General features: G+C 55.7%; 13 protein-coding genes. 7 read left to right on the forward strand and 6 right to left on the reverse strand.

Annotation, left to right across the window (positions count from 1 at the left end):
• Nucleotides 1-35 precede the first annotated feature (35 nt).
• On the forward strand, nt 36-488 hold the full coding sequence (locus tag F506_RS22705; RefSeq protein ID WP_235471146.1) for an ATP-binding cassette domain-containing protein: 453 nt from the start codon (nt 36-38) through the stop codon (nt 486-488).
• Nucleotides 489-756: 268 nt separating this feature from the next.
• Nucleotides 757-3,012, forward strand: coding sequence for a beta strand repeat-containing protein (locus F506_RS12955; RefSeq protein ID WP_144424052.1), 2,256 nt, complete (start codon nt 757-759; stop codon nt 3,010-3,012).
• A 321-nt stretch (nt 3,013-3,333) separates the two neighbouring features.
• Here F506_RS12955 and F506_RS12960 read toward each other — a convergent pair whose 3' ends face one another.
• Nucleotides 3,334-4,431 carry a type IV pilus twitching motility protein PilT gene (locus tag F506_RS12960; RefSeq protein ID WP_053198037.1) on the reverse strand — a complete coding sequence of 366 codons (1,098 nt, stop codon included), beginning with the start codon at nt 4,429-4,431 and terminating at the stop codon, nt 3,334-3,336.
• 545 nt (nt 4,432-4,976) lie between these two features.
• Here F506_RS12960 and F506_RS23850 point away from each other — a divergent pair.
• On the forward strand, nt 4,977-5,402 hold the full coding sequence (locus tag F506_RS23850; RefSeq protein ID WP_407638241.1) for a GNAT family N-acetyltransferase: 426 nt from the start codon (nt 4,977-4,979) through the stop codon (nt 5,400-5,402).
• 947 nt (nt 5,403-6,349) lie between these two features.
• Here the strand turns inward: F506_RS23850 and F506_RS12970 are convergent.
• Both F506_RS12970 and F506_RS12975 read right to left on the reverse strand, forming a co-directional pair.
• Nucleotides 6,350-6,565 (reverse strand): alpha/beta hydrolase family protein, encoded by a 216-nt coding sequence (locus F506_RS12970; RefSeq protein WP_200907673.1) that lies wholly within the window; start codon nt 6,563-6,565, stop codon nt 6,350-6,352.
• Between the two features lie 81 nt (nt 6,566-6,646).
• A complete protein-coding gene (locus F506_RS12975; RefSeq protein WP_053198040.1) occupies nt 6,647-7,546 on the reverse strand; it encodes an MBL fold metallo-hydrolase in 900 nt (299 codons plus the stop codon).
• A 132-nt stretch (nt 7,547-7,678) separates the two neighbouring features.
• Between F506_RS12975 and F506_RS12980 the strand changes: the two genes are divergently transcribed.
• The 3 genes from F506_RS12980 to F506_RS12990 are packed head-to-tail and all read left to right on the forward strand — an operon-like array spanning nt 7,679 to nt 8,894.
• The gene (locus F506_RS12980) at nt 7,679-8,011 is read left to right on the forward strand and encodes an ArsR/SmtB family transcription factor (RefSeq protein ID WP_053201566.1); all 333 of its coding nucleotides are present in this window, start codon (nt 7,679-7,681) and stop codon (nt 8,009-8,011) included.
• Nucleotides 8,008-8,454, forward strand: a complete 447-nt coding sequence (locus F506_RS12985) for a YeeE/YedE family protein (RefSeq protein ID WP_053198042.1) — start codon at nt 8,008-8,010, stop codon at nt 8,452-8,454. The genes F506_RS12980 and F506_RS12985 overlap by 4 nt, the downstream gene beginning before the upstream one ends.
• 2 nt (nt 8,455-8,456) lie before the next feature.
• Nucleotides 8,457-8,894, forward strand: coding sequence for a YeeE/YedE family protein (locus F506_RS12990; protein ID WP_053198043.1), 438 nt, complete (start codon nt 8,457-8,459; stop codon nt 8,892-8,894).
• Nucleotides 8,895-8,898: 4 nt separating this feature from the next.
• On the opposite strand, the gene F506_RS12995 is transcribed toward F506_RS12990, so the two are convergent.
• From F506_RS12995 to F506_RS13005, 3 genes are all read right to left on the reverse strand, one after another.
• Nucleotides 8,899-9,927, reverse strand: coding sequence for a zinc-dependent alcohol dehydrogenase (locus tag F506_RS12995; RefSeq protein ID WP_053198044.1), 1,029 nt, complete (start codon nt 9,925-9,927; stop codon nt 8,899-8,901).
• Nucleotides 9,928-9,989: 62 nt separating this feature from the next.
• A complete protein-coding gene (locus F506_RS13000) occupies nt 9,990-10,643 on the reverse strand; it encodes a BON domain-containing protein (protein ID WP_053198046.1) in 654 nt (217 codons plus the stop codon).
• A 34-nt stretch (nt 10,644-10,677) separates the two neighbouring features.
• Nucleotides 10,678-11,115: a universal stress protein gene (locus F506_RS13005; protein WP_053201568.1), complete on the reverse strand. Its 438-nt coding sequence runs from the start codon at nt 11,113-11,115 to the stop codon at nt 10,678-10,680.
• Between the two features lie 212 nt (nt 11,116-11,327).
• Here F506_RS13005 and F506_RS13010 point away from each other — a divergent pair, with 212 nt between their 5' ends.
• Nucleotides 11,328-12,191, forward strand: a complete 864-nt coding sequence (locus F506_RS13010) for a universal stress protein (protein ID WP_158443131.1) — start codon at nt 11,328-11,330, stop codon at nt 12,189-12,191.
• Nucleotides 12,192-12,215: the final 24 nt, after the last annotated feature.

Genomic DNA, 12,215 nt, shown 5'->3' on the forward strand with positions numbered 1-12,215 from the left:
CATCGTGATCCAGCACGACATCCGCGCCGGTGCGCATGCGCTGTATCGGCTACAAGCCGCAGGAGCCGTTCCTGTTCGACGGCAGCCTGGCGGCCAACATCTTCGTGGGCGACCGCATCGGCAGCGACGAATATGAAGCGGCGCTAGCGGTATCCGGCGTGGACGACCTGATTGCGCGCGGTGAGCTGCGTCTGGACCAGATGCTCAAGGCGCCCGGCAACCTGTCCGGCGGTCAGCGCCAGATGGTAGCGCTGGCGCGTGCGGTAGCGGGCATGCCGACCGTGATGCTGCTGGATGAACCGACTACCGGCATCGACCTGTCGACGGAAACCAGGATCATCCAGAAACTCATGGCGTATTCGGCGCAACGCACTCTGGTGGTGGCGACACATAGCACCGCTCTGCTCAGGTGCATGGATCGCATCATCGTGCTCAACGACGGCAAGATCGTCGCCGACGGACCGAGCGCGGCGATCTTGCAGCAGTAGTAACGGTAACAGCAACAATAGCAGCAACAGCGGCAACAGCAGCAACAGCGGCAACAGCAGCAACAGCAGCAACAGCGGCAACAGCAGCAACAGCAGCAACAGCAGCAACAGCAGCAACAGCAGCAACAGCAGCAACAGCAGCAACAGCAGCAACAGCAGCAACAGCAGCAACAGCAGCAACAGCGGCATCGAACGGAAAAAGGGCAGTGCGGCGAAGCCATCGTGCGCTGCCATGATTATGTGATTGACTTCCTCAGCGAGGTTTGACATGGCGACAGCAGCTTCATCGAAAGCAAGTTCGGCAAATCCGGCCAATTCGGCAAACGCAGCCAATGCCGCGCAGGCCGTCACCGGCTCCGCGCGCGTGACCATGCCCGATCAGAACGGCAGCTTCCATCTCAACGTGCCGCGCGGTGCGGTCAAGCACGTGCAGGTGGTGGACGTCGACATGGTCCTGCAGCTTGAAGACGGCAGCAAGGTCGTCCTGGCCGGCGGCGCGATGGGCGCCATGGACGAGAAGTCGAAGATTGTTTTCGCCGATGCCTCGCAGGACACCGGCCGCTTGCTCGACCTGGTCGGCAAGATCCCGCTGCGCAACAATGACCAGTCGCTGATACTCAATTCCGATCCGGTGAATACTCAGGACCGTGCCAATAATTCCGATAGCCACGGTGTGCCGGAAAACCACTTCACCTCCAACAACAATTCGGCCCAGGTCAATCCAGCCGCCACCAGCCAGTTGGCCAAGATCATCCAGGACAACGCCGGTTCGCTGACCAGCAACGGCCTGCAAAATCTGGTGCTGCCGTCGATCCCGGTGCCGCCTGCGCCGCCGGTGACGACCGGCGCCGATTCGCTGATCAAACAAGTATCCCCGGAGATATCGGAGCGTCCGGGTTCGGTGCTGACACCGATCGTGGTGGGCCCGCAAACGCCGGCGATGACGCTCAACCTGCTCAACCTGACAACCCAGACCCAGGTCGGCAGCGTGCTGCACGGCAGCGGCGGCTCGGTCGCCTCGGCCATCGACGGTTCCAACTCGGTGCAGTTTGCGCCGCAGGTGATCAACGCCGGCAACGATGTCCATACCATCTACGCCACCAGCAGCAACACGCAGAGCGATTTCATCAAGATATTCAAGGTCAACGTCACCGGCGACGGTACCGTGAAATCCGTGCTGATCAGCGGCGTGCCGTCAACCATGACGATTTTGAACGCGGTCAATCTGGGTGGCGGCAACTATCAGATCACGCCGGCTGCCGGTGAAAAGACCTTCGACCTGCAAGTGCAATACACCACCACGGCGGCCGATCCGACCCGGCCGACGGCGCCGACGGCGACCATCAATTTCGACGTGTCGGTGCTGACCAGCGATGGTCTTACGCACCTGCTAGATTCGCGCGTCGTGGTGATCAAGGATGCCAGTTCCTACACCGACCTGACCTATCTCGATCCGGCCACCGGCAAGAGCGTATGGGTGTTGCCGGCGCAGGGCGTGCCGCATGAAATCCATGCCGGCGACGGCGGTGTCACGATCTACGGCAGCAACGCCAACGACCTGCTCTATGGCGGCGTGGGCGTGGACACCATTATCGGCGGCAGCGGCAACACCTATTTCGAAGGCGGCGCCGGCGCCGACGTGCTGACTGGCGGTACGCAGGGCATCAATACGGCCGGTTACAAGAATTCCGCTGCGGGCGTGACGATCGATCTCGTCACCGGCGTGGGCACCGGCGGCGACGCCCAGGGCGACGTGCTGAGCAACATCCAGAACCTGATCGGCAGTGCTTCCAGCGACACCTTCGTTGCCAACGGCAAGGTCAATCGTCTCGATGGCGGCACGGGAGGCTCCGATACGGTGTCCTACGCGCATTCGACGGCCGGCGTGACGGTCAACCTGATCACCGGTCTGGGCAGCAACGGCGACGCCGAAGGCGATACCTACGTTCATATCCAGAATGTGATCGGCAGCGCGTCCGGCGACATGTTCATCGCCAACACTCAGGCCAATAGCTTCAACGGCGGCAGCGGCGGTTCCGACACGGTTTCGTACGCCAGCTCGGCGGCCGGCGTGACGGTCAACCTGAGCACCGGCGTCGGCACCGGCGGTTCGGCGCAGGGCGACACCTATGTCCATATCCAGAATGTCATCGGCAGCGCCTTCGCCGACACCTTCGTCGGCAATATCGACGTCAACAATTTCGACGGCGGCAGCGGCGGCCAGGACACGGTCAGCTACGCCAACTCGGCAGCCGGTGTGTCGGTCAATTTCGTCAGCGGACGCGGTGTCGGCGGCGATGCCGAAGGCGACACCTACAGCCACATTCAGAACGTGATCGGCAGCGCCTTCGATGACGTCTTCATCGCCGGCATCGACAGCGTCAATTTCAATGGCGGCAGCGGTGGTTCCGATACCGTCAACTACGGTGCGTCGACCGGCGGCATCATCGCCAACATGGTCACCATGACCGGCAGCGGCGGTTACGCGCAGAACAACACGTATACAAACTCCGAAAAAAATTAACTGTGGACGGTCGCCCTCTTGTAACTATCCGAACGGCCTATAGCCAAGGATATCGATTGGATCCTGTAGACACCGATCTCGTCGATACTGCTTTCCAAGAACCGCAAGAAGCCACTGGCAATTAGGACGCAGGAGTATTTTCTCTTCCCTCCACGGGCGGCACTTTCGGATGCAAGGTTGAGTGTTGGAAGTCGGTGGGATGCAGATGGCCCCAACAAAAAAAGCGACCAGTGGTCGCTTTTTTTGTTGATGCGGCTTCTTGTCGAGAGCCCGTCGCACAAACATCCCTAATGCATCTTCCCTCTTGTTCGGTGGTGAAGTTTAGCGCTTGGCCCCATTGATCATCTCATGCAACTCCAAACGGTTGTACGCCACTCGCAATGCATCGCGTGATGAAATACTTTTTTTCACCACTAATTGCAGCAAAACCTCATTCAGGGTCCGCGACATATTATCCTCCTTGCGCCTCATGAAATCGCCGATCATGTGAAGTTTGGACGGATCGGTGATAAATGGAGCAATCTGCTGATTGTTGTTAAACACCATTTCACTCGCCATAATCTGATGCTGCCCATCCTCGGACGGAATCAAGCTTTGAAATACTACCCCAACCAAGCTCTCGGCCAAAGTAGCCGCACGTTGAATACGCTGATCTTGCGGAAAAAAACTAAGCAACTTGGTAATTGCCCTCACTGCGCTACTGGTATGGAGCGTTGCCAAAACAAGATGACCTGACTCGCCCGCATGCAGCACGGTATCAGCGGTATCGAAGTCCCGGATTTCCCCCACCATCAACACATCCGGCTTTTGGCGCAGAGCCTCTCGCAGACCGACAGAAAAACTCGGCGTATCAGTCGGCACTTCTCTTTGAGAAATCATCGACTGCTTGCGATGTAATTCATATTCAATGGGCTCTTCGATCGTTACTATGTGCCCTTGGCGAGTTGTATTGATGTAGTCGAGCATCGACGCAATGCTCGTCGTTTTACCTGCCCCGGTGGGGCCGGTCACCAAGATGATGCCTTTGGAGGCTTCCAGCATCGTTTTCACATAACCGGGCAATCCGGTGCGCTCAAGTGTGAGCGGCTCGACGGGAAAGCGACGAATGGAAACCCCCACTTTGCTGCCGCCTGCCATGCGATAGATATTGCAGCGCAGACGCCATTGTTCAAGAACATAAGAACAATCGATTGCGCCATCGATTATTTTATCTTCCCAATCTTCGTCGATCGTGCTTAAGAAAGGTACTAAATTTTCGATGGAGACCGGCATATCATCAACTGGCTGCCAGCCTCGGGGAGTCTTCAGCATGAGGGGTTGATTTTGCTCGACATGAATGTCCGAGAATATCCGCGAAGAATTGACCAAACCGAGCAATTCTTTTTGGAGATCACGAACGAGAAAATGGTCATGTGACATTCAGCACCTAATTCCTAAACACTTTATCCTGAGAGAGACATCAAATCTCGTGTGAATCCTAGACTCAAATGCAGTCTACTATACCTATGTTCTCCGTCGCAAATGTTCATCATGCTCCTTTTGCCGAATCTAGAAATGTGTTTGTAAGTGGCAAAAAAATTCAACATTTTCCAGGCGAAATTGCCGCTTGCCTATCCGAGCAAATAACCGCGATCCGAGCAAATGATCGAAATGCTGCTCATGTTCGCATTCCTTGCCCATCTTTGGGGCGTAGTGCCGCGCGATCGCACAACTAATCGCCATACAATGCATTTCGCAGTAGTATGCCGAGTTCCTGTCGCGATAGCATGCAAGTGCGAGCTCTTCGCGCAAAATGCTGTACTTCAAACTGTGCGCTCTAATGAGGCGCTCCCTCATTCTGGAACCTAGCAAGGAGGTCATTCCACTCAGATAGAAATAGAAATCTGAGGACCTTAATGGTGAAAACGACATATTTGCAAATAACGAGCCCGGCACGGATTTTTTGTGAGGAACCACCTTGGAATATGTTCTTACAACCAGCTGAATCAGCCACCCAATGTGCCTGGCTTTATCATCTGGTCGGCAATCAATACTGCTGGGATGCAGACCGTCAGAACTGGACTAATTCGGATTGGGAAAGTTACTTTGAACGCGATAACGTAGATATCTCTGTCATAAAATCTGAATCAAGGGAACTTTTGGGCTACTGCGAGTTAAATTCACACTCGGACAATTCAATAGAAATTCTCTACTTTGGATTGTGTCCCGAGCATGTCGGCCGAGGAATGGGAGGCGCTGCGCTCAAGCTGGTCCTTGCTCGTTGCCGAGAACTCGGTAGCGCACGTATTTGGCTACACACATGTACGTTGGATCACCCTGTCGCACTCTCAAATTATTACAAGCGAGGTTTCGAATTCTGGAAGGATGCGGTACACGACTCTCGCTCATAGAATCGGCTGTCATCAAGTGGGCCGGGAGGGAGAACAAATTCCAGTCGCCGCTTGGCCATTAAACGGGCACCAGACCAGCCTACCCACCTGACGCCGAAAGACGCGTCGGGGCCGATCAGCAAAAAACCTAGTAAAGTGCGCCGCGCCGGAGGCGCATTACAACCCTGCCGGCGATATGAGTTTGTGAAGAACAACGACAACGCCTCCTCGAGATCAGCGCGCAACACGGTGAATACCGCAAGAGCTGCGACATCAAGGCCCCGACGCAGAACTTCTTGGAGGTACCGTGGAAGGCTTCGGTAAACCAATTTATTTGTTAGGGTTACAGAGTTAGGGATCCCTAAGAGTCTTTACCGCAGTATGCCCCTCCTTCGCAATTTGCTAGGAGCGACCAATAAGTACTTATCCCCAGATTCTGTGGACAGGCTTGTGGATAAGTGGTGCGAAAAAATGTGCAAGAGGTTGATTTGCAAGAAATTTTGTTCTACCTTCGTAGTCCATTGCAGTCCACGAATATTTCCAAGTCAGGCGCTGGGATTAGGAGTTGCCGAACAAAAAAACCAAAAATAGTATGTAAATCTGACAACAATTTCAAGGCCTAGCCATCTATAGACCCCCAGTCTATTCAGAATAAGTGAATACCGTTCGATGATGTGAGCAGTACCGATTAGGTTCTTCCAGCACCCAGGTATGCGTAGATGTGGACCATGGCTAAAAGATTGCCGGTAGAGTGGGCACGGGTGACAAAAACCGTCGCTATGTTTTACCGCAAATCGTTGAACTGTCTACCGCCGTGAACATTATTCCGTGAACAAATTGCGCCCACTTCTAAAATTCACCTTTGCGAATCAACTGCTTAGAGAAACATGAACATATGACATTGAGGACTCGTAAAGTAGTATATGAGAGCGGCAAGCCCGGAACAAACCGGCCCGCCCACATGCAGATCAAAGATTGTCTTTGAAGAACGGCACTACCTTGGCCATGGCGACGGCCACCGGCTCCGGCTTGTCGTACAGATCATAGTGCGACCACCCTTCGGCCACGACGATGTGCTTGTTTGCCGTGGCGGCGCGGCTGTAGATCTCCCAGCCGTCGCGGTAGGCGCCGAAGCCTCCCGGCTTGTCGCCAATCACAACCATCAGCGGCTGAGTCAGCAGCACTTCTGCGTTGGTATCCAGCGATCTACCGCCTGGGAATTTGATGCGTTGCTCCGGAATGGGCTCCGGCTTGCTCAGCAAGGGTCACAACGCATTCACAGGGATCTTCAGATAAGCCACGCCATTGCTTTCCGGCGCCGGCAACTGGCCCGCGCAGATGTTGACCTGAATCGCAGGCAGAATGAGCGTCGGCATGACCAATGTCCCATCGCGGCTTTGGCGCATGGCAACGAAATCGCTCTCGTCAACGCCGTCGTGCAGATGGATGTTTGCAGCACGCTGTTCGGCGACGGTGGTCTCCCATTTCGGCGCTCGTCCTTCGGGTGGGTAGTCGTGGCACATGAACAGCCGGGTCGTCGCCGGGAAAGACAGCAGCTTGCGCACCGAACGATACAGCGCGCGTGCATCTCCGCCGGGAAAATCGCAGCGGGCGCTTCCCACGTCCGGCATGAACAACGTGTCGCCGACGAAAACCGCCTGTGGCGTACCGTCGGCGTCTTCGATCATGTAGGCCATATCCGCCGGCGTGTGCCCAGGAACATGCAGCGCGCGCATTCGCAGACTGCCCACCTGAAACGCCTGGTCGGCATGGAACAGGTGGTCAAACTGGGAACCATCGAGGTGAAATGTCGAGTCGAGATTGAACACATCCCTGAACGTGCGCTGAACCACCCGGATTGCCTCGCCGATGGCGATGGTGCCGCCCAAATGCTGTTTCAGATAAGGTGCCGCGGAAAGATGGTCTGCATGCGCGTGCGTCTCCAGCAGCCATTGCACGGAGAGCTTCCGGGTTCGCACGAAATCGATCACCTTGTCGGCGGATGCGGTTGAGGTCCGCCCGGACCTGGGATCGTAGTTGAGGACCGGATCAATCACGGCGCATTTACTGTCCCCCTGCCCGAACACCACATAAGTAATCGTGGAAGTCTCTTCATCAAAGAACGGGTGGACGACGACGGACTGCGCTACATCGGGTGAATTCATGAACGACTCCGGATAATACGTATCGATTGAAACATTCTATTGGAATATAATATGTTTTTCAATATAATGTTCTGCATGAAAACTGTCAGCTCTTCCTCGTCGTCGCCTGGATTCGCGCCAACGCCCGAGGCCATGGCGCAATTGCGTACTTCCGCAGGCAGGGCTTGCGCCTTGCTGAAAGCCATGGCGAACGAAGACCGCCTCCTGCTTCTGTGCCAGTTGGCGGAAGGCGAGCGTAATGTCAGTGAATTACAGCAAAACACCGATATCGCGCAACCCACGCTCTCGCAGCAGTTGGGCGTATTGCGTGATGAAGGACTGGTCGATACCCGTCGTGACGGCAAGTACATTTACTATCGCCTGGCCAAGGATGAAGTCCTGGCGGTGATGCAAGCGCTGTATGCAAGTTTCTGCGGATCCGTGCCTAGGGCATCCGCCTCATCCCGCCAGAGTCGCGCCAAATGATGATCGAATGGACAAATATGGTTATCTGGCGCTCGCTGGCCGGCGGAGCGCTGATCGGCCTGGCGGCGGCAATGCTTATCCTGTTCAACGGCCGCATCGCGGGTATCAGCGGCATCCTGGGCGGATTGATAGGACGCGCAAACAAGGGCGAAAAGCTCTGGCGCGGCATGTTCCTGGCCGGTCTGCTGCTGGCGGCGCCGCTATGGCGTCTCATGGGGGCGCTTCCTGATGCGACCATTACGGCGACAACTCCGTTGCTGATCGTTGGCGGGGTACTGGTGGGAGTCGGCACCCGATATGCAGGCGGCTGCACCAGCGGGCATGGGGTATGCGGGATATCCCGAGGTTCGGTACGCTCTTTTGTCGCGACCGCGGCGTTCATGATGGCCGGTTTTATCGTGACCTACCTTGCGCGTCACGTCTTCTTTTTCCCTGGATCCTGACCATGCAGAATATCCTCGCCTTGTTTATCGGCCTGCTTTTCGGCGTTGGATTGCTGCTTTCCGGGATGACCGATCCGGCCAGAATCCTCGATTTCCTGGACCTGGCCGGCAATTGGAATCCGACGCTATTGATCGTCATGGGCGGCGCCGTCCTGATCGCCACTCCCGCTTTTGCGTGGGCGCGAAGCAGGTCTCGCAGCTTGCTCGGCGCACCGATGCAATTGCCGACGCGCAAAGACATCGACATTCGACTGGTGCTGGGTAGCCTGGTCTTCGGCGCCGGATGGGGACTCACCGGATTTTGTCCGGGACCGGCTCTGGTGAGCGCGGCTGCGGGACATGCCCAAGCCTGGATCTTCGTCGCCGCGATGATTGCAGGCATGTGTCTGCATTGGCTGATGAGCGTTGTTTTCCCGCTTTCTCCCGGCGCAAAGACATAGCAGACTAAGAGAAATCGAGCACCACCCGGGATGGCACTTCACCGCGCTGCAGACGTTCAAAGACACTGTTGATCGCCGACAACGGCTGCAACTCGATATCCGCCCTCACCTTTCCCGCGGCTGCAAAAGCAAGTGCTTCAGCCATATCCTTTCGGGTTCCTACGAACGAACCCCGGATCGTAATGCAGTTGGCAACCACATCAAACAACGGTGTCGGGAACTCGCCAGGAGGCAAACCTACCAGCACACAAGTACCGAGTTTGCGAGTCATCGCAACTCCCTGATGGAACGCTTCAAGGGATGGCGCGGTGATAAGAACACCATGGGCGCCGCCATCCGTCAATTTTCTCAATTGTGCTACCGGATCGCCAGCGCGGACATTGATCAGTACTTCGGCGCCAAGACGTTGTGCATGCGCCAGTTTTTCGTCATCGACATCGATTGCGCAGACGCGCAAGCCCATGGCCTTCCCGTACTGAACAGCCAAATGGCCGAGTCCGCCAATACCAGAGACGGCCAACCACTCGCCAGGCTTGACGTCACACTCCTTGATCCCCTTGTACGAGGTCACGCCGGCGCAGATGATGGGTGCTGCCGCAGTGGCAGCCAGCCCCTCGGGGATATGCGCAACATATTTCGGGTCAGCCAGAATATACTCGGCGAAACCGCCATTCTTTGTATACCCGCCGTATTCCGCCTCAGCGCATACCGTCTCCCATGCCGCCAGACAATACTCGCAATGCCCACACGCCGAGTAAAGCCACGGCACGCCAACGCGGTCTCCGATGTTGACTTCGCTCACGCCTGGGCCCATGGAGACCACAATACCGATACCTTCGTGTCCCGGAACAAACGGCAATGCAGGTTTTACAGGCCAGTCGCCGTGCGCTGCATGCAAGTCGGTATGACAGACACCGCACGCTTCCGTTTTGACTAAGATTTGCCCGGGTCCCGGCGATGGCAAGGGAATATCTCGTAGCGCAAGCGGCTGACCGAATTTCTCCACCACTGCGGCCTTCATCGTAGTTTTCATGCGTACTCAGCTTTCAAAAGATCAAATTGCGACAAATGTTCCTGGGACTTCACGGTGCGCAGTCAGAAAGTGACTGACAACTTGTCGACTACTTTCGTTACCCCCGGGGTTTTTACAGCAGCGTTGAATGCTTCATGCCGTTCGGCCAACGATGCCACGGAACCGCTGAGGGTAATCTGTTCGCCGTTGACAACGACGTCGATTGCCTTGGCCGTCGAGTGTGCGCGGCGCTGCAGAGCGGCTTCGATATGAGTTTTGATATCCGCCGGTCGTGCGACATGCTTCACGGCAATCTGATTGCTAATGCCGACGACACCCAACAGACTTCGCAGTGTGCTCTCTGCCGCCATCCGCTGATACTGGTGTTCAACTTCGCCACTTAAGGTGATCCAGCCGTCCTCCACCATCACCTTGACCTTATCCTTCGGAAGCAAGGCGTTCCAATCCAATCCCTGGGCGGCAACGCGTGCGATGTCGGCATCCGTGCGTTTGCTGGACCCGGGCAGAACGACATCAATTTCCACGGCAAGTCCTCTCACGCCGGAGACCCGTTGCACGGCTTTCTCTGCAGCATACTTCTCGGCGTAGCTATCCAGATTGCCGGACAAGGTCACGACGCCATCGCAGACTTCGACGCCAATGACGTTGTCGTCGACAGCAGACTCCCAAGCCAGCTCCTCGACGACATCTTGCTTGATTTGATGGTCGGTTTTCATATGATCCCTTTCACGTGATGTATTGCGACAGTGGCTACTTGAACACCAGCACTGGAATCTTGCTGTAAGTGAGCACCTTCTGTGTCTCGCTACCGGGTAACAATTTATCCAATCCCTTACGGCCATGCGACGCCATAAAGATGGAATCGCACCCGTATTCGGTAGCAAAACGCAGAATCTCTTCATGCGGATGCACACCTTTAACGGTATGGATTTCACAAGCCGCGCCAGCCTTCTTTGCACAATCGGCGATGAAGTCGGCGTTTAGCTTCGACTGTTGAAAAATCTCATCTTCAATACCCTTCAGGTCGTAACCTGCGCCAAGTTCCGGCATGATCAGAGTCTGAAAAATTTCGGATACAGCGAGCCCAACAATCTTGCTGCCGTAAGATGCTGCAAATTCAACCGCAGCAGCCACCGCTTTCTTGGACAATTCCGATCCGTCAGTTGCCAGCAATATTTTCTTTAACATTGTGACCTCATTGAAGATAAACACGATGAAGGCCATCCTATGCCTCGCCCCTGGCGATGGATTTGACTTGGATCAAAACGGACCAAACGAGAAAATTTATTTGCTCCCACGGCGGCCTGCAGTGCTTCCTTGATGTAGGTCAATCCAGCTTCTGCAATCACCTCTACCATGTCGGTAGCACGAGGACGCATCAGCTTAACGGGAGTCAATTCATGAGCTATAGATCCATCTTGATTCACGTCGGCAACACGACGGATCTTGAACAACGGGTAAAGCTTGCTGCGCGCCTGGCGTCTGCGGATCGGACGACCGTCGTCGGCCTCGCCATATCCGGGAACACGAAATTCATGTCACGATTTCTTTCGCCGGCAGACCAGATCGCAAGCGGGATATCTTCGGATCAAGCATTCCCGGCGGACGAACTCGCCCATCGCGGAAAACGTCACCTGGAGATGACGAGGTCATTGGCGCGATTTGCGACGCTTGCTCAGCAATATGGAATTGCAAGCGTTCAGCAGCTGCATGTCGATGACGATGCAGCAAGTGCACTAAGTGCTCACGGCAGCGCCGCAGATTTGATTATTCTCGGAAAGAACGATCTGCAACACCCTGCAAGACGCGAAGAAAGCGATCTCGTTGAATTCGTCACTCTGAATACCACTGCACCTGTATTCACAGTCAATGAAAAACCATTTTCATGGAGACATGCGCTGGTCGCCTGGAACGGCAGCAGCGTGGCCGCCCGCGCCGCGCGCAACGCGCTGCCGATACTGGAAAAAGTCGACCTCGTCAGCGCGGTCATTTTCGGTGACGGCATCGATCCTAGTACGCATGCCATCGCCTCGGAGGATGCCCTGCGCCAGTGTCTTTCCACCATTCCCAAGCCCGTCAATGTCATTCATCGTACCGAAACTCCAGATACCGGACACGCGCTGCTCGCACTCGCCGACGAGCTCGACGCGGATCTCATCGTCATGGGATGCGTAGCGCATCCGCGTTGGCGTGAAACCCTGCTGGGAGGCACAACGGGAGTTGTCATAGCCGAATCATCAACATCTCTGCTGCTTTCACGTTGACATTGTCACTACGCCAACATTGAC

The sequence above is a fragment of the Herbaspirillum hiltneri N3 genome (genome assembly GCF_001267925.1).
Classification (GTDB): domain Bacteria; phylum Pseudomonadota; class Gammaproteobacteria; order Burkholderiales; family Burkholderiaceae_D; genus Herbaspirillum; species Herbaspirillum hiltneri.